Below are 17,947 nucleotides of genomic sequence, written 5' to 3' on the forward strand. Positions count from 1 at the left end.
GCTTGCTAGCGGCGGGTCACCAATGCGTGCGCATCTGGTATCCCACCCGCCGCTTGCGAATGGCCTCCTCGCGCTCATCCGCGCTGTAGGCGGGCGTGTCCGCAGGCAGGTGCCGTCGCACGTCAGCGACCTTGCATCTGACGACGACGGGATCGGGCGCGTCGCTCGGCACCTTCCAGCGCAGCTGGATGATGCCCCACGGATTGGCGGCCTTGTCGAGCCAGTTCTGCACGCCCGGATCCTGCCGTGAGATCACCGCGCGCAGCTTGCCGTCGCTGTCCAGCCGCGCCTGCGCCTCGTTCAGGCTCGACTGATGGTTGGCCCAGTCGATCGTGCTGAAGCGATCGTCGGCAACGAGGATGGACCAATACAGGCAGGTTTGCGGCAGCGCCGTTTCGACCACCAGCGCCTCATCGTCCGCAATCTCGTAGGCGCCGTCATAATAGACCTGGTTCGGCATGCCGCCGATGCTCTCAATCTTCTTCGATCGCGTGAGCACGTTGATCCCGTGATGGTCGCGGTACCACCGCGCCAGATCGATGTCGAAGCGCACCATCCCCTCCGCCCAGCGGCCGAGATTGGCGATGCGCCGATCAATCTCCTCCCTCGATGTCGGCGGCCCCTCGTCCAGCCGCTCGATCGCAATACGCGCATCCACCTCGCCGATCCAGTCGACGGCGCACTGGCGCAGCAGCAGGCGAACGGTCGTAGGGGCGAGCGGCCACCAGTCACCGTCATATCCGAGCGGCCGTTCCGGGCTCAGGATGACGCTGAACGCTCCGTCCGCGCCCAGGGTCAGGTCGTCCAGGCTGTTCTGGAGCGGCGCAACCGATGTCGGACCTTCATGCCCGAGAAGTTCGTAGCTGTGCTGGCCTACCTCGACGAAGCGGTTGGTGCCGCGAAAGCCCGAGATGCGGTAGATGCCGCGTGGATCAACGTCGGTCGTGCGGTAGGTATAATCAGGGCACGGCCCGCCCATGTTCATCGCGATGTTCCAGCACGGCGTCCACGTCGGCGCCCGGGGATCGAGCGCGACGTGACCGAGATAGCCGTTGGCGACCGCTGACAAGGCAAGGCGGAGCAGATCGCGCCGATCGTCGCTGGATGGATCAGCCCGGCCCCAGCGAGCGACCAGCTGATCGCCGACCGGCTTCAGCGTCTCCAGCACGGCATCCCACTCGGGCAGGCTGAGCTTGTGCTCGCTCATGCAGCGATCCTCTTGCGCTCCGGATCGATGCCGAAAGCCTCGGTGTAGAAGCGGTAATCGTCGCGGATGGCCTCGTCCGTCAGGCCGTAGTCCGCCGCGGCGTAGCGATGGGTGCCGTGAGCGCCCGACGCATTCTCCGAATGCCATGCTGCAAACGACGCTCGCACGTCGTCGCCGAGCGGCAGACCCAGCCAGGCGTAGATGCGCTCGATCACCGCCATCGGGTCCGCGAGAAAATCGGCGTGGTGAACGTCGAGCAAGCGCCCCGGCCCGAGCTTCGTGCGCGCTGCCATCGCGGCGTGCATGCCGGTCAGCAGATGATTGTGGATGTGCCGGCCGATCGTCACCCGCCCGATCCGCTCCACCACGTCGCGCGGGTAGAGCGAGGCGACGAAGCTGGCATAGGATGGCACCGACTTGGCCGGATCGCGGTGGGTGAAGATGAAGCGGATGTCGGGATAGGCATCCACCATGTGGTCGAGATGGAATTTGTGGTGCGGTGCCTTGAACAGCCAGCGGTTCGGCGGACGGCTGGACTGGAGCAGCCGGGCGATTCGGGCGTGATAGGCGAAGGTCGGGCGCATGTCCTGTGCGCGCCACCAGGCGTGGTAGGAGAAGACCGGCATCGTCATCTGCTGCGCACGGAATTGAAGGCCGAGCACCTCGGTATCCTCCATCGTGGCGTCGGGATCCCACAGGTGCATCGCTGCCTGATCGGGCTGCTCGCGCAGCAACCGTTCGACAAAGGCGGCGTAGGCGATGCGGCGAGGGTCAGCCGCCTCCTCCCCGATGCGGGGCGGCGGACAGGGCTGCTCCTGCTCCCAGGGCCGCAGGCAACGGAACTGGGGATCGCGCGACAGCATGTTGCCGAGCGCCGACGTGCCCGTCCGCGGCAGGCCCACGACGGAGATGGGCGCGTCGATCGTGGCCTGCTCGGCCGCCGGGTTGGCCTTGAACCACGCCTCGATCTTCAGCCGATTGTCGAGACGACGGCCGATCAGCGCGACCGCCTTCTCGCGATCCGGCGCAGCGTAAGGCACGCCGCGGGCGAGACTGTCGAGGAGGACGTCCAGACCTTCGACGAAATCGCCGGGACCGAAATCGGACAATCCGGTGCGCTGCGCCGCCGCAGCCAGCAACGCCTCGGTCGAGGGATAGCTGCCGCCTAGCATTGGACGCTCAACCATCGCGACGCCATCCTTTCACACGGAGGCGCGCGATGTCGCATCGATGCTTTTGACAAGATTGGGTTGGGGCGCCGCGCTTGCGCGCGACACCCGCATCCCGTTCAGATCGAGGCCACCAGCGTCGGCCACACGGTCTTTTCGGGCGGACCGGCCAGCGCCTGCGCCAGCGTGTCCATCGATCCGCTCTCGGTGCGCCAGGCAATATAGGCGTCGTAGGCAGCCTCGCTCTCCCACGTCTCGATCAGCGCGACCTTCGCTCCCTCGCGCACGACACGGATACTGCCGAAGCCCGGCCGCTTGGCGGTTTCCTTGATCGCTTCCGCCATGCCGGAACAGAAGCCGTCCACCGCCTCCGGCTTCAGCGGCAACACCAACGTGATGGTCACACCCTGCGACATGTCTCTCTCCCAATCAGGCGAACGGCTTTCCGCATCCGGCCTGTCGATCCACCGGCACGGCGAACCCGCCACCGCCATAGCTTATCGCCCGACGGCGTGTGAATAAGCCTAAGTCGCGATCAATCTGCCAGGCATGGACACATCAGGAGGCCGCTTTGGGCCGCAGCCACAGCGTTCCCTGGCCGTCGGGCAGGCGCACCGGCCGCCACGCCATGCGCCTAGCCACAGCCGCCATCTGCAGATCGAGGGCGCGCTCTTCACGGCGCTGCACACGCTCATAGCCGACGAGGATGGCGGCGGGCGGGTGTGCGCGAAGGATCGCCTCGAGCGAGCGTGGCGTCGGCAGCGCCAGGCGTCTGGCGCGCTGGTGCGACAGGAGCGCGCCGCTCCTGAAGACGAAGGGGCCGGTGGCGAAGCGCGGATCGAGCGGGAAGCCGCTATCCGCCGCCCGCTCGGGCGACAATGAGGCGACCACGCCCGCACTGCCGCGCGCCCGCATCACGCTGCCGACCCAATCGCCCGTATCGTCCACCGCAAGGGCGGGCAGCCCGGCCGCACCGGCAAGCGCGAAGCCGACTGCCGCGGGTGCCAGTCCGATCAGCGCCGAGACGAGCATCAAAGGTTGCCAGACGGCTGCGCGTCTGCCGTCTGCCAGCACCAGACCCAGTGCCATGAAGAGCGGGGGCAGGATCGGCAGGAGATATTGCTTGTGGGTCGGCGTCGGCAATGCGGCCCCGGCAATGCCGCCAAGGATCAGGAGAATGAGGAGCCGCCCCTGCCCCGCCCGCACCGCACCGGTCCGATGCGCCCAGCAGGCTACCAGCAGCAACACGATCAGTGCGGGGCCGACCAGCATGTAGCCGACAAGGTCCGACGCCTTCTCGGCCATGGTCAGTTCGTCGGCTGCACCGATTCGGCCATACCAGTCGAAAGGAGCGGTAGCCGCGAAGGTGAAGACACCCCAGCGGAACGCCTCCGGCGCCAGCACGAATGCGAACGCAGCGGGCGCAAGGCCGATGGCGCTCCCGACCGCGAACATCGGCAAGGCGCGCGGACGCTCGCGCCGGTCGAGCAGCAGATGCAGCCCTGCGGCTGCGGCGACGGGAGCGATCGAGAGCTTGGTGGCGACGGCAAGACCGAATGCCAATCCTGCGACAAGGCTCCGCCCGTCCCAGTCCTGCGTCTTCAAGACCATCGCCCAGATGCCGAGGCTCATCAGCAGCACGGCCGCCATGTCGTTGCGCACCACGCCTGCACAGAATTGGAAGCTCGCGCAGCAGCCCATCAGCAGCGTCGAGGCGAACGCCGCCTCGCCTTGGACAGCGATTGCCCTCTGCGTACGATAAACGATGGCCAGTGTGGCAAGCGCCAGCAGTCCGGTCGCCAGCCGCATCGCGATGAACATGTCGGTCGGCCAAGCCCAGGCGAGCGGCGCGAGCAGCCATGCGTGGAGCGGCGGTTGCAGCAGCATGAAATCGCGGAACGGCATGCCTTGCAGTGCCAGCACGGCGCCCGCGACATACTGGCTCTCGTCATGATCGGGCTTCTGCGCAAGCGATTGCAGCAGGATCCACGCGGCTGCCAGCACGACGACGGCAATCGCCGAGCGGCGCTGTGCCAGCATGTCGTTCAGACCGGCGGCGTAAGCGCAGCCTCGGGCAGGCGGATACGCGGGCGGGGCTGGACGGCGACAGGATCCGCGATCACACGCCGGATCAGCGCCTCGTAACGCGCCAGCATGACGGCGCTGTCATAGCGCGAGGCCTGCTCGCCCGGCAGGACTGCCTCGTCGCTCAGCTGCACCAGCATCGCCGCGCCCATCCCTTCCGCATCGCGCGGATCGACGAGCAATCCGTGGCGGCCGAAGCCAAGCACCTCATGCGCGCTGCCGGCCCGGTCGGATGCCACGACGGGCAGCCCGCAGGCGATGGCTTCGAGCAGGGCGTTGGACGATCCCTCCCACCAGGACGGCATTGCGAACAAGCTCGCCTGCCGCATGATCGCGAAGGGATTGCTGGTCGGCGGCAACAGGTAGAGCCGATCAGCGATCCCAACCGCCGCCGCACGCCGCTCGAGCCGGCGGCGGGCCTCGGCAGTGCCTGCGCCAAGAATGGCGAGATCGACCGGGCGCGTGCGGTTGGCAACGGCCAGCGCATCGACCAGCGTCTCATGATTCTTCTGCTCGACAAGGCGTCCGACTGCCAGGACCAACGGCACACCGGGCGCCTTCCGGTTGATCGCCGCACAGGGCTCCCCGGCGCGGCGCCGCACCGTCGCCACATCCACCCCGTTCGGGATGACCGCAAGGCGCGCCGGCCCGGCCAGGCGCTGCCGGAGCTCGCGCGCCAGCGAGGGAGAGTTTGCGATGAGCTGGTCCGCCTGCCGGCCGATCAGCGACAGCGTCAACCAGCGACCGACGGAGCGAAGACGCTGCCGCAAGGCGTTACCAGCCCGTTCGTGGGCGAAGCTGTTGCTCAGCCGGTAGACGCGGCGCAATCGCGCCAGGCGGGCGCTTGCCAGCCACGCGAACAGATGCCCCCGATTGCCGGCGGAAAGCAGCACGTCTGCATTCCGCAACCGGCGACGCAAGCGCAGCACGCGGCCGATCATATTGCCGGAGAGCGAGACGGTGGCGACCGCCGGATCGACCTCGCCGGCCAACACGCCTCCGCCGCGGATCGTCACCAGCTCCACATCCATCGTTCGAGCGAGATGTTTTGACAAGGCGAGCGCGTTGCGCACCACGCCCGTCGCGGAGAGGTCATGCACAAGGATGCAGAGGCGCGGCATTGGCGTCGCGCGAGCTGCTTCGTCGAACGGGCCAGTCATCATGGTGACCGGCTACCGCACGTGCGTGACGCCACGATCACGGCATCATGTCATTTCGCCCACGTTGGAGCAAAGATGCGTTACGATGGCCGTCAGGCCTTTGTCAGCGCCCACCGCACGAGCAGGCCGGGCTCGTTCGACAGGAGCTGCAATCGTCCGCCATGCAGCGCGGCGACCGCCGCAACCAGCGACAGGCCCAATCCCGTCCCCCGCACAGCAGACGTCTCCTGCCCGCGATAGAAGCGCTCGAACACGCGCTCGCGCTCCGCCTCGGCGATGCCGGGTCCGCGATCGGCGATCTCGATCTGCGCCTGGCCGTCGGCCTTGGCACGGATGACGATCTCGCCACCCTCCCTCGAAAACTTGATCGCATTGTCCAGGAGATTGAGGATCGCCTGGAACAGCATGTCCCGATCACCGAGGACGGCGATGCCATCGTCGATGTGCGTCTGGATCGAAAGGCCGCTATCTTCCGCCTCGGGCGTATAGAAATCGACGGCGTCGTGCAGCAGCGCCGAGAGATCCACCTTCTCCGGCGCAAAGCCATGCCGCCCGCTCTCGATGCGGGCGATACGAAGAAGCGCGTCGAAGGTCGCCTGCAGGCGATCCACCTCACCGATCGCCTCGGTCAGCAGATCGACCCGTTCGGTCTGCGGCGCCGAGGGGATCTGCTCCATGCTGGCGCGCAGCCGCGCCAAGGGCGTGCGCAGCTCATGCGCGATGCTGTCGGACACGCGGCGCACGGCCTCGAACAGCGTCTCGATCCGGGCGAGCATCGCGTTCAGCGTCTCGCTCAACCGGTCGAAATCGTCGCCGGTGCCGCGCAGGGGAACCCGGCCGGCCAGGTCGCCGGCGAGCACGGTGTTCGCCGTGCGCGTGATCGCATCCAGCCGGCTGCCGATCGCGCGGCTCATCAGCAGCCCGCCCGTCAGGCCGAGCAGCACGGTCAGCCCGAGCACGGACCATGCAGCCTGCTGGCTGGTCTCGTGGATGAGATCGAGTTCCTCCACGTCGCGGCCGATCATCAGCCGCGCGCCATCGGGGAAGACGCGGCCGAGGACCAGAGCCATGTAATCGTCTTCCTCGCCGTCCCGGTGGATATCGGCTTCGATGCGGCGCCAGCCGGTCACCGGCGCGCGCGGCCACGTCGAGAGGTTGGTCGAAAGCACCCGGCCGCTCGCATCGGCGAAGAAGTGGAAGTTCTTGCGCGTCGTCCTCAAATGCGCTCGCTGCTCGAGCCGCTTGAGCAGAGCGGCCTGCCCGTCGAGCACGTAGATGCCGGCCGCCTCCGCCTCGTCCTGCTCGATCTGCCGCTCCACCGCCGCGATCGGCCGATCGACCGCGATCCAGTGGGCGATGGCGTAGAGCAGCCCGACCGTGAGCGAGAAGAACAGGGCGAAAAGCAGCGTCAGCCGCAGCGATAGACTGCGGAGCGGAACCGGCCAGACCAGCTTCAAGGATCGAGCCGTATGACGTAGCCGACACCCCGCACGGTATGGATCAGCGAACGATCAAAGCCCCGGTCGATCTTCTGCCGCAACCGGCTGACATGCTGGTCGATGATGTTGGTCTGCGGATCGAAATGATAATCCCACACGCTTTCCAGCAGCATCGAGCGGGTGACCACCCGCCCTGAATTGCGCATCAGATATTCGAGGATGCGGAATTCGCGCGTGGTCAGGTCGATCCGCCGACCACCACGCGTCACCTGCCGGGCGATCAGATCGAGGCGCAGGTCGCCGAGGTCGAGGCCGGCGGGCTCCGTTGTGGCTGGTGCGCGCCTGCCGAGCGTTTCCACCCGCGCGATGAGCTCGGACAAGGCGAAGGGCTTGGCAAGGTAATCGTCGCCGCCGGCGCGCAGGCCGCGCACCCGCTCGTCCACCTCGGACAACGCGCTGAGGATCAGCACGGGCGTCTGATCCCCCGCCGCACGGATCGCGGTGAGGATGGTCAGTCCGTCGACGTGCGGCAGCATGCGATCGAGGATGATGACGTCGAATTGCTCCGCCGCCGCGCGGTAGAGGCCGGCGCGTCCATCCGCCTGATGATCGACAAGATGACCCGCCTCACGCAGCCCCTTGGCGACGTGATCCGCCACCCGCGCATCGTCTTCGATCAGCAGCAGTTGCACGTCGATGCCCTCGTCAGTCTTGACCGATGGCGACCGACAGCCGTCGCCCGGTCACCGCATCATGCCGCACCTTCGCCACGCCTGCAGCGGTGGCAACCTCGATCTCATAGACGAGCCGTTCGTTGTCCGCCTTCAGCGTGGCTTCGTGCACGGTGCGGCCGGGGGTCGCCTCGATCTCGTTCAGCACCGAAGACATGGGCCGCACGCGCTTGCCATGATGCACGCGGCCGGCCTCAAGGTAGCGGCGGTACAGGCCGACGAGACGGGGCTTGCTGACCGAAACCAGACGACCGGTGCGGGCATCGATCTGCGCCGAATGGAGCGTATCCGCCCGCACCAGCTCGACCTCGTAGACGAGGCGCCCCTTGCGGGTGTCGAGCGAGGCATCGATGGCGTTGGCGGCGAGCTGGTGCTCCGCCACCTCGACGGCACGCGCCAGTCCGACCAGTTGGTCCGATGCGCTTGCAGGCGCAGCGACGCCGAGCGACGCGAGCAGGGTGAGCACGGGGAGGAAGAAGCGCACGGTTCCGGGATCCGAAATGGGTCTATCGACTGCCTTCTGCCCGAAGCAGCGGCCGACCACACGTTTGATTTTGGCCACGAAAGACGCTCCAAGTGCGTGAGATTGCGGGCATCCGGCCTCAGAAGGTGCGGGTCAGCAGCAGGTCGACGCGGCGGCGTTCCAGATCGTAGAGCCGGATCGAGCTGTCGATCCGATCATAGCTGATCCGGATCGTCGGCATCAGGCCGGCGACGGACACACGCCTGTTCGCCAGCGACAGCCCGGCGCGCCACCGCCAGTCGCGGCGGCGATCCGCAAAGGCATCGATGCGCTCGTCGCCGCGCAGCCGCCCGCCGCCTGCGGAGATGCCCGTCGTCCACCCCCCCTTCCAGTCGCAATAGAGCGACACGTCCCCCTCGCCGAGCCAGGAGGCGTAGCCCTTGTCGCGCGCGTCCGTCCTGCTGAGTGTTCCTGCGATGGAGAGCGTCGTCGCCGCCCCCAGCTGGTGATCGGCCTGCACGCGCGCCGATGACACCCAGCCGTCGAGGCTCCGCACCCGATCATAGTCGAGACGGCGGGCATCGATGATGACGCTGCCGAACCAGGTCTTGCCGAGCCGGTGATCCGCCCGCAGGCCGACGCCGGCACCCTGCGCATAGCCGTGCCCGCCGAACCAGCGGCGCAGATAGGTGACCTCCGGCGTCAGCCGCCCCTGCGGCAGGGCAAGCTCCAGCCCGCCGCGGACATCGGCGACGACGTCATCGACGTTCATGTCTGCCCAAGGGTAAAACCGCCCCCACCCGTTCAGCCTCACGACGCCGGCGACACGCGGCGACAATGGCTGGCGCCAGCCCACCTCGGCATTGACGACCGCCCCAATGCCGGACCGGCGGCGTGCCTCCCGATCGAGCGTGAAGGGCAGACCGAACAGGTCCACGCTGTCGGCCCCGGTCGCGGCATTGATGTTGCTGTCTGGCGCAAGGCCGAAGCCCAAGCTGCCGAAGAAGCGACGCTGCGCGCGGATGCCGCGCAGCGCGACATCGACGCTGGCCACCACCGCACGCGGCGGATCGTCCGCCAGCGCGCGGCGCAGCTCTCGCTCCGCCGCGCCGAAGTCGCCGGTGGCTGCCAGTGCACGGCCATGTTCCAGACGGATGCGCGTCGCGTGCGGCTCCTCGGTCACCAGCCTGGCCAGGATCGGCTCGGCCATCGCGGCACGGCCGAGATCGATGAGCAGGACCGCACGGGCGAACCGCACGTCGCGGCGACGCGCATCGACCGGGTCCAGCGCGTCGAGCAGGGCGAGCGCCTCCGCGACCTTGCCGGCCTGCGCCAATCGCCCGGCGACCTGCACCACGCCTGCGGCATCGGTGCGGACCTGCCGGACCTCCGCCGCCGGTGCAGCTGCAGCGACCGTGCCGAAGAGGGCGAGCAGGACGGCACCTGCTCGCTGACCCCTCCCCCTCATCGGCCGCCGACGAACACGCCGACCGCCTCATCGGCGCCGCGGGACACGCTGAACGTCCCGCCGACCTCCTGTGCGCCCGGCCCGAACAGGCCGCCCTGCCAGTTGCCGGCAAAGCCATTCGCCCCCGCCACCGTGCCCGCGAAGCTCGCATCGGTGCGGTTGAGCGCAGCCGCGCCGGTCAGCCGATCCATCGCGACGACAGCGTTCGTCTCGCGATCGCGCCCGCTGATGTCGAGCGTGCCATTGACCTGATTGCCGGCGAAATTGGCGGTGATCGCCGCCGTGCCGCTCAGGCGGTAGCTCGCAGTCGCTGAGGTCCACAGGCCATCGACGCTGCCCGTATAGCTGGCCGAGCCGGTGGTCGGCAGCGCGGTACCCGGCGTGCGCAGACCGTAGACGAAGGTTGCCCAACGCTCGACATCCGCATCCCCCGGCTGATCGACGTCGCGCTCCCACAGGCCGTAGCTGACATAGCTGAGGTTCGATCCGGCGCTGCCCGCGGTGCGGAGCGTCAGTTCGGTATCGTCGCCGTTTGCGGCATGCCGCTCATATTCGGTGAAGCCGCGGGCGGGATCCTTGTCGAGCTGTGCCTCGGTGTAGGAGACGCTGTCGGCGATCCCGCCCTGGTTGATGGAGATGGTGTAGCTCTTCGCGGCGGCGTCGTAACTGAGCGACACGCCTTTGCCGAAGCCGGCGCTCTGGCTCGTCGTCACGCCGCTTGGCACGTCGCGCGGATCGGTGAAGGTGCCGGTCAGCGTCGTGGACGCCGTGTCGAAGGTCTGCGAAGCGACGAGGTTCGTCAGCGTCTCGTTGCCGGCGGCGGCCGGCGGCGCCGCGGGATTAGTCCCGACCGAGTTGATGCCGTCCCCGCCGCCGCCGCAGGCGGACAAAGCGAGGGCGGCACCGGGAACGAGCATGCGCAGGTTGGCGCGGCGACTTGGCATGGAAAGGCTCCTCTGTTGGAGGGTGCCTCATGCCTTCTGCGGCTTGTGGCCAAATGGCTGAAACATGTGATTTCCGCCATGTTCAGGGCCAGCATCAGCGAAGTGTGCAGATCACCCTGACCTATAGCCCGCGCCTAGCGCCAAAGAGGCGCTACCTCGCATCTTCGGCCCGCCTGTGTTGACGACCCGCCCGGCATGACGAATAGTCGTACCCAATACGCAAGCGATAGGCCGGCATGGATCAGGCCTACAGAGTGCGTACCGGAGAGGGAGTGTCACGATGCAGCGGGACGCGCGGGTGAGAATCGCGAAGCAGATTCTCGACATGATCGACCGTAACGAAATCCAGACGGCAGAGGAGCCCGCGGTCGAGCTGGACGTCGGTCGCTTCATCGATCCCGAGCGGTTCGAGAAGGAGCGACAGGCCTTCTTCCTCAACCGCACCCAGCTGCTCGCCTTCACCGCCGACCTGCCCGAGCCGGGCGACTATTACGCGACGGAAGTGGCGGGTCGGCCGATCCTGATCGTTCGCGGCAAGGATGGCGTGGCGCGTGCCTTCCTCAATGCGTGCCGCCACCGCGGCGTCCAGATTGCGGAAGGCTGCGGCCATGCCAAGGCGTTCGTCTGCCCCTATCACGCATGGACGTTCGGGCTGAACGGCGACCTGATCGGCGTGCCGGGCCGCGCCGCATTCGACGGGCTGCTCAAGGATCGCGGGCTGATCGAGTTGCCGTGCGCGGAAGCGATTGGCTTCATCCTCGTCCACCCACAGCCGAACGGGCACGTCGATGTCGACGAGTTCTTCGGCCCGATCAAGGATCACCTCGCCGGCTATCGTTACGAGAATCTGAGGTTGGTGCGCGAGTTCAAGACGATCGCGCGGATCAACTGGAAACACGCGGTGGATGGCGGCGTGGAGGGCTATCACGTGCCTTTCCTGCATCCCCAGACGGTCGGCCCGATGACGCTGCCGCAATTCCTGCATCTCGACTGGGGGCTGCATCACACGCTGGTGACGGTCGGCCCCGACATCCTGAAGCTCAAGGACATTCCCGAGGAGGAATGGCCGGAATATTGCGAATTCTCCTGCTCCAACGCGATCTTCCCCAACTCGATCGTCATTGCGGGCGAGGCGATGGGCATCTTCCAGCGGAGCGACCCCGCCGACGAGCCGGGCAAGTGCAATTACATCTTCCGCCTCTATGGCTGGGGCAAGAACCCGAGCGAGGAGCAGTTGGCGAAGGACAATTATGTCGCCGACATGCTGATCAAGGTGGCGATGGAAGAGGATATGCGCGTCCAATCCAACTCGCAGGTGATGATGGAAGCCGGCGCGGTGCCGTCGATCATTCTCGGCCGACGCGAGCAGAACGTGCTGCGGATGCACCATAATTACGATCGCCTGATCGGGCACGATCCTGCGGCGGCGCTGGCGGCGCAAGGTCTTGCTGCGGCCGCAGAGTGAAGGCGAAGGGCCGGCTTCGACAGGTGCTCGTCCGGGTGGGCAGCTGAAGGCAGCCTTTCAATCGATTGCTGCGCGTCATGATGCAGACAGGACCGCATCCTCCTTCCTCTCTGGACGGATATAGATCGAGCTGAGCTGCGGCACGGCGGCCCTCAGTTCATCCTCGATCTGCCCGATCAGGACTTCGCCCTCCCCCATCGTCAGGCTGTCAGCGAAGTCGGCGCTGATCGCCACGAAGATGCTTTGCGGTCCGGTATGGATCGTGCGGACGTGATTGACCGAGCTGATCTCCGGCCTTGCCGCCACGAGCGCGCGCACGCACTCGATCACGGCCGGATCCGCGCGCTCGCCGATCAGCAGGCCTTTCGACTCTCGCGCCAGCACGATTGCCACCGCCGCCAGGATCAGGCCGATGACAATCGAGGCATAGCCATCCAGCCGCGGGTCGGCGAACCAGTGGCTTGCCCACACGCCCACCGCCGCCACGATCAGGCCGATCAGCGCCGCACTGTCCTCGAACAGCACGATGAAGCCTGGCGGATCCTTGGACTCGTGGATCGCCTGCCACCAGCCCGTATCGCCCCGTGTCCTGCCGAATTCCCGCACTGCGATGAGCCAGGAGGAGCCCTCCAGCAGCGTGGCGATCCCGAGAACGACATAGTTGATGAACGGGTCGCTCAGCGGCTCGGGATCGATGATGTGCAGATAGCCCTCGTAGATCGAGACGCCGGCACCGACCGCAAAGATCAGGATCGCCACGACGAACGACCAGAAGTACAATTCCCGCTCATAGCCGAACGGCCGCGCTGCATCGGGCGGACGCTTTGCCCGTTTCTGGCCGTAGAGCAGCAGCACCTGGTTGCCGCTGTCGACGACCGAATGCACGCCCTCTGTCAGCATCGACGAGGAACCGGTGATCGCAGCCGCGATGAACTTGGCAACCGCGATGCCGAGGTTGGCCGCGAGCGCACCGAACAGGACGATATTGTCCCGCCATCCACCTTTCGCCGGCTTGTGCGTGTCATCCATCGGCGCATCATCCCTCGGCAGCCATCTGCCACGGGACGCGCCGCCGGTGAGCCAGTTCCCCACGCGGTTAGCCGATCCGCCACGCCGCAGCCTGTCGGACGTGTGTGGGATGCCCCTTCTTGGTCTGCCGCAACATGGGCTAGAAGCAGGCATGAGACAGGCGACCGAGACACTGACGATCGATACAAGCCGCCAGGGGTTGGTGGAGGTCACCACGGAAATCGCAGCCTGGATTTCGGCGCAGGGCGTCGGAACCGGGCTGCTCACGATCTTCTGTCGCCACACCTCCGCTTCGCTGCTGATCCAGGAGAATGCGGCGCGCGAGGTGCGCCACGACATCGAGCGCTATTTCGCGCAGATCGCCCCGGAGGGGGCGGGTTATGCGCATGACGATGAAGGCCCCGACGACATGCCCGCCCACCTGCGCACCGCACTGACGCAGGTGCACCTGTCGATACCCGTGCTGCGTGGCCGGCTGGCGCTGGGGACATGGCAGGGCATCTACCTGTTCGAGCATCGTAGGCGACCACATCGCCGTGAGATCGTCCTGCACCTCCTCGGGGATTGAAGCGGGGCAGCGTTCCGCCCGAACCGGTTGCTCTGCGCACCTTGACCGGAAGCTCGCCAGTTCCAGGCCTGTTGCAGCCGCCCGGAAGCGACCGTAGAACTCCAGCGCATCAACGTGCCTCGTCATCGAACGCATGTTTCGGGATCGGCCGGAAGGTCCCCGATCCCCAGGAAAGCGCTGTCGAGGTTCCAAGTCCGATGTCAGATCGCCTGAAGGTCGCGCTCCAGTACATACTGCCGAAGCAGCGCCTGACGATGCTGGCCGGTCGCGTTGCCGGCGCGCGGGGCGGGCGGCTCACGACGCGGCTGATCCGCTGGTTCGTCGGCAGATATGCGGTCGACATGAGCGAAGCCGCAGATCCGGATATCTCCAGCTACACGAGCTTCAACGACTTTTTCAGCCGTCCCCTAAGGGCCGGCGCCCGTCCGCTGGCCACCGCTGACTTCGTGTGCCCGGTGGATGGTGCGATCAGCCAGTTCGGCGCGATCGACGATCACCACATGCTGCAGGCAAAGGGGCATCGCTTCACCACCACCGAACTGGTCGGCGGCGACGCAACGCTCGCGGCTCGGTTCCGCCACGGCAGCTTCGCCAACCTTTATCTGTCGCCCAAGGATTATCACCGCCTGCACATGCCCTGCGACGGCAGGCTCACCCGCATGATCTACGTGCCGGGCGCGCTCTTTTCGGTGAACCCCGTCACCGCGCGAGGCGTGCCCAACCTGTTCGCGCGCAACGAACGCGTCGTGTGCGTCTTCGAGTCCCCCGTGCATGGCCCATTCGTCATGGTGCTGGTCGGCGCCACCATCGTCGGGAGCATGGCGACGGTCTGGCACGGCGTGGTCAATGCACGGCGCACCGGGCGGCTGTCCGAATGGACCTACACTGATCGGGACATCGTGCTGCGACAGGGTGAGGAAATGGGTCGCTTCCTGCTCGGGTCGACCATCGTCATGCTGTTCCAGCAGGGAACGATCGTCTTCAACCAGGACTGGGCGCCGGAAGGCGCCGTGCGCCTTGGCGAAAAGATGGGCGACCGCGCAACCTGAACGCCTCGTGCGGTGCCGCAAGCGGGCCTGACGAGCGCGGCTCCACCACCTAGCGCTTGATCGTGTACGTGAGGCTGGCCGTCGCGTTCGGCGCGATCTTGACGGGCACGATCCAGCCTCGCGCTCCCTGTCTGGCATTGGCCGGCTTGTCGTCCAGCCCGGGCGGCAGCGTCACCTCGGCCTGCACCGCCGCTGCCTGCGCGTTGCTGACGTCCACGCGCCATTGCTCGCGCCTCTCGGTGTCGATGGTGCGTACCAGCGTCCACGTCACGTCCGGACTGTCGCCGAACCGCAGCGTGACATCCTCCCCTACCGCCAGATCGTCGATCGGCGCCTCGCCTGCATAGAGGTCGCGCCCCGCACCGCGGGCGAACAGGGCCACCATTCCCGCCGGCAAGGGCACGCCCAGCCCCGCCCCAGCCGCGTTCCGCGCCCGCAGTTCGAACGGCGTCGCCTGTGCCGCGGGCACGGGCAGATAGCGTGCGGTCAGGTCGATCTCGTAGATCCGCTCGAACGTGGCGGCAGGCTGCACGAGCATCGCCACCTGCTTCTGTGCATGGGCCGCAACGGTCACGCGCATCGGCACGCGGTAGAGTTTCAGGTCGCCGAGAGCCTCGACCTTCGCCTGCGTGCCTTCCGCGGCGCTCACCGGCGCCATCACCGGTGCCGGCGGCGGAGGGGGCGGCGGCGGTGGCGGGGGCGGCGGAGCCGGCAGCGCTGCGAATTGCAGGCGCTCCCGCCGGCGTGACGATGCACGCACCGAGGCACCAGTCACGATGATCTCCGAGCCTGCATCCCCCGCATAGAGCGCAGCCTCTCGCTCGGCCTTTTCGCGCGCGCGACGCTGCTTGCGCGTCTCGAAACTGCCCGGCGCATTGGTGCCTACGGCGTTGAACGCACTCAGGTCAGGCCCCTTCGGCAGCGGCAGGGGCGCGAACACGCGGCTGGGATGCGTGCTCGTCACGTCGGCCGGCCAGCATTGCAGGTCGAGCCACGCGGCCGGCGGCGGTGGCGGCAGCACGTTCTCGCGTTTACTGGGCTTGCCGGCGATCACCTGGAGCCGCGCGTCGCGGAAACTCTGCTGACCGCCATTGGCCACGGTCAGCCAGGCGAACAGCCCGATCTTGCTGCCGTCGCCCTTCACGTGCCCGACATAGTTTGCCGACCAGTCGAACCCCTGCGCCATGTAGGTGAGCTGGACGGTCGCCGTCGTCGCGCGCTCCGCACGGGTCAGGATCGAGAGCGTCGGCCGCGCCGTCAACTCGCCGGGCACACCATCGTAGAGGATCCGCTCGGGCAATCCCGAACAGCGCAGCGCCTCCACGCCGTCCGCGGTCTGGAGGATGACACCGCCATCCGGGCCCGCCTGAACGATGGCGGTCTGCTCCCGCACCTTGCCCGTGGCGGGATCGGTCCGCCGCAGCAGCACGCGGCGCTTGAGATAGGCATCGACCAGCCCGGCCGGCGAAATCAGCCGGGCATCGCGGTTCTTCTCGCGCACGCCACTCGGCAGGCCGGTGACGATGGCGGTTTCGGGGAGCAGGCCCTCGGCCACATCCTCGAAGCGGATCTGGCTCTCCCCCTTCGGCACGCTGATCGTCCGCGTTTCGGTGATCAGCGCATAGCCGCCCGGCCAATTGGGGTTCATCGCACCCATGCGGTAAGGATCGCGGTACACCGTCACAGTGACGTCGGCGACGCCCCGCGAGACGACGACCTGCGGCGCCGCGGACGCGAGCGCGGGCGTCGCCAGCGCCATGACCAGCCGGATCCAGCGCACGACGATCAATACCGCGAGTCGAACGTCGCCGTCAGATCCGTCGTACCGTTCGCGGCGACGGGCACCTTCCATTCCACCCGATCAGCCGACACGCGCTCGCCCGCCACGCTCTGCTCGGTGATCCTGACATCGCCCCATAGCCCGTCCTGCGCGAGATCCACCGTGACCGGCACGTCGCGCGCATTGCTGACTGTGTAGGCCATGCGGGTGCGCCAGCGCCGGTTCGACAAGCGCGTCCGCTCGGCGACGACGACCTTCACCTTGACGTCGAAGGCCTCGCCCGTGCGGATCGACATGGACGAGCCCATCGGCGTGTGCGGGATGCGGTTCTCGCCGATGAACTGCGGATCGCCGCGTGCGTCGCGCATGTAGACGCGCACCGTTCCGGCCGGCAGCTGATCGCCCAATCCCCCCGCACGCGAGGTCGAGAACTTGATCGCGGTCGCGGCACTGCGCGGGACATCGTTGCCGCCCAGCCAGCCATTGCTGAATTCATAGGCCTTGCGGGCCGCCGCCGCCTTTACATCAAGGAAGCTGACCTGCTTCTGCTGCGCATTGGCGATCGTCGTCCGCTCGGCCAGCGGATAGAGGTAGAAATCGCCCAGCCGCTGGCGCGTGCCCGTCTCGGTGCCGGCCTGCTCGATCGCCGCATTGTCATCCAGCGAGGCGAAGCGGTTGGCCGCACCGCCGATGGTGCCGGCCACCAGCAGCGTGCCCGCGTTCGTGAAGGTGGTGCCGGTATTGTTGTTCAGCGTCACCCATCCCTGAACGTCGATCGACCCCGCTTTTTCGTCGAACAGCGCGACATAATCGCTCGTCCAGCCGAGCCCCGGCGTCAGGTAGGATAGTCGCATCGGCACCGCCCCGCCGCGTGCCGCATCGACCGTGACCGACAGCGTCGGCCGTGCGCGCAGATTGTCGGGCACCTTGTCGAACACCACGCGCACGGGCAGGCCGTCGTCGCGCAGCACCTCGATGCGGTTGCCGATCTGCAGCACGATGCCGCCATTCGCCGCCAGCACGCGCGCCTGTTCGCGTGTTTCCGCACCCGTTGCAGGGTTGGTGCGGACGATGGTGATGGTCTGGCCGACAGCCTTCTCCATCAGCTTGTCGGGTGACAGCAGATCGAAGTCGAAATTCTGTTCGACGATGCCGATGCCGGGGCCGCTCAGCGTCACCGTTTCGGGGCGGATCTGCGCGGACACGTCCGGGAATTCCTGCCGGCTGCGACCTTGCGGCAGCGTCAGCGTCCGCGCGTCCTGCACGAGCGCGACGCCGCTATTGTAGATGGTGATCTGGACATCGCCCTGCGCGGGTTGCGCCAGCGCTGTCGCCGGCCACACCGCCGCGCCCAAGATCCACGACCGCCGCATCGCAAGCTCCCCTTTTC

At 67.3% G+C, this 17,947-nt stretch carries 16 protein-coding genes; 3 read left to right on the top strand and 13 right to left on the bottom strand.

Features of this window, described 5'->3' with window-relative positions; translation table 11 throughout:
* Positions 1 to 16: 16 nt before the first annotated feature.
* The 10 genes from BM360_RS09910 to BM360_RS09955 all read right to left on the bottom strand — a co-directional run bounded on the left by BM360_RS09910 (position 17) and on the right by BM360_RS09955 (position 10,666).
* A complete protein-coding gene (locus tag BM360_RS09910; protein WP_093314214.1) occupies positions 17 to 1,207 on the bottom strand; it encodes a DUF1214 domain-containing protein in 1,191 nt (396 codons plus the stop codon).
* Positions 1,204 to 2,394: a sulfotransferase family protein gene (locus BM360_RS09915; RefSeq protein WP_207544574.1), complete on the bottom strand. Its 1,191-nt coding sequence runs from the start codon at positions 2,392 to 2,394 to the stop codon at positions 1,204 to 1,206. Before BM360_RS09915 ends, BM360_RS09910 begins: the two co-directional genes overlap by 4 nt.
* Before the next feature lie 101 nt (positions 2,395 to 2,495).
* Complete coding sequence (locus tag BM360_RS09920) at positions 2,496 to 2,792, bottom strand: putative quinol monooxygenase (RefSeq protein ID WP_093314218.1); 297 nt, start codon at positions 2,790 to 2,792, stop codon at positions 2,496 to 2,498.
* Between the two features lie 142 nt (positions 2,793 to 2,934).
* Positions 2,935 to 4,416, bottom strand: coding sequence for an ArnT family glycosyltransferase (locus BM360_RS09925; RefSeq protein WP_093314220.1), 1,482 nt, complete (start codon positions 4,414 to 4,416; stop codon positions 2,935 to 2,937).
* A 5-nt stretch (positions 4,417 to 4,421) separates the two neighbouring features.
* Positions 4,422 to 5,624: a glycosyltransferase gene (locus BM360_RS09930; protein WP_093314222.1), complete on the bottom strand. Its 1,203-nt coding sequence runs from the start codon at positions 5,622 to 5,624 to the stop codon at positions 4,422 to 4,424.
* A gap of 89 nt (positions 5,625 to 5,713) precedes the next feature.
* Positions 5,714 to 7,078, bottom strand: a complete 1,365-nt coding sequence (locus tag BM360_RS09935) for a sensor histidine kinase (RefSeq protein WP_093314224.1) — start codon at positions 7,076 to 7,078, stop codon at positions 5,714 to 5,716.
* The gene (locus BM360_RS09940) at positions 7,075 to 7,752 is read right to left on the bottom strand and encodes a winged helix-turn-helix domain-containing protein (protein ID WP_093314226.1); all 678 of its coding nucleotides are present in this window, start codon (positions 7,750 to 7,752) and stop codon (positions 7,075 to 7,077) included. Before BM360_RS09940 ends, BM360_RS09935 begins: the two co-directional genes overlap by 4 nt.
* A 13-nt stretch (positions 7,753 to 7,765) precedes the next feature.
* On the bottom strand, positions 7,766 to 8,275 hold the full coding sequence (locus BM360_RS09945) for a PepSY domain-containing protein (RefSeq protein WP_165611272.1): 510 nt from the start codon (positions 8,273 to 8,275) through the stop codon (positions 7,766 to 7,768).
* Positions 8,276 to 8,393: 118 nt separating this feature from the next.
* Entirely contained in the window at positions 8,394 to 9,722 is a 1,329-nt protein-coding gene (locus BM360_RS09950) for a porin family protein (RefSeq protein WP_093314230.1), read from the bottom strand.
* Positions 9,719 to 10,666 (bottom strand): transferrin-binding protein-like solute binding protein, encoded by a 948-nt coding sequence (locus BM360_RS09955; protein WP_093314232.1) that lies wholly within the window; start codon positions 10,664 to 10,666, stop codon positions 9,719 to 9,721. The genes BM360_RS09950 and BM360_RS09955 overlap by 4 nt, the downstream gene beginning before the upstream one ends.
* Before the next feature lie 325 nt (positions 10,667 to 10,991).
* On the opposite strand from BM360_RS09955, the gene BM360_RS09960 reads away from it, so the two are divergent.
* Positions 10,992 to 12,131, top strand: a complete 1,140-nt coding sequence (locus BM360_RS09960) for an aromatic ring-hydroxylating oxygenase subunit alpha (protein ID WP_242653431.1) — start codon at positions 10,992 to 10,994, stop codon at positions 12,129 to 12,131.
* A 75-nt stretch (positions 12,132 to 12,206) separates the two neighbouring features.
* Here the strand turns inward: BM360_RS09960 and BM360_RS09965 are convergent, their stop codons facing one another.
* The gene (locus tag BM360_RS09965) at positions 12,207 to 13,160 is read right to left on the bottom strand and encodes a cation diffusion facilitator family transporter (protein WP_093314236.1); all 954 of its coding nucleotides are present in this window, start codon (positions 13,158 to 13,160) and stop codon (positions 12,207 to 12,209) included.
* Positions 13,161 to 13,311: 151 nt separating this feature from the next.
* On the opposite strand from BM360_RS09965, the gene BM360_RS09970 reads away from it, so the two are divergent.
* On the top strand, positions 13,312 to 13,728 hold the full coding sequence (locus BM360_RS09970) for a secondary thiamine-phosphate synthase enzyme YjbQ (protein ID WP_093314238.1): 417 nt from the start codon (positions 13,312 to 13,314) through the stop codon (positions 13,726 to 13,728).
* 197 nt (positions 13,729 to 13,925) lie between these two features.
* On the top strand, positions 13,926 to 14,777 hold the full coding sequence (asd, locus tag BM360_RS09975) for an archaetidylserine decarboxylase (protein ID WP_093314240.1): 852 nt from the start codon (positions 13,926 to 13,928) through the stop codon (positions 14,775 to 14,777).
* A gap of 49 nt (positions 14,778 to 14,826) precedes the next feature.
* Here asd and BM360_RS19765 read toward each other — a convergent pair whose 3' ends face one another.
* Complete coding sequence (locus BM360_RS19765) at positions 14,827 to 16,557, bottom strand: DUF4139 domain-containing protein (RefSeq protein ID WP_207544575.1); 1,731 nt, start codon at positions 16,555 to 16,557, stop codon at positions 14,827 to 14,829.
* 5 nt (positions 16,558 to 16,562) lie between these two features.
* Complete coding sequence (locus BM360_RS09985; protein ID WP_093314242.1) at positions 16,563 to 17,930, bottom strand: DUF4139 domain-containing protein; 1,368 nt, start codon at positions 17,928 to 17,930, stop codon at positions 16,563 to 16,565.
* Positions 17,931 to 17,947 lie beyond the last annotated feature (17 nt).

The sequence above is a fragment of the Sphingomonas jatrophae genome (assembly GCF_900113315.1).
Lineage (GTDB): Bacteria > Pseudomonadota > Alphaproteobacteria > Sphingomonadales > Sphingomonadaceae > Sphingomonas_P > Sphingomonas_P jatrophae.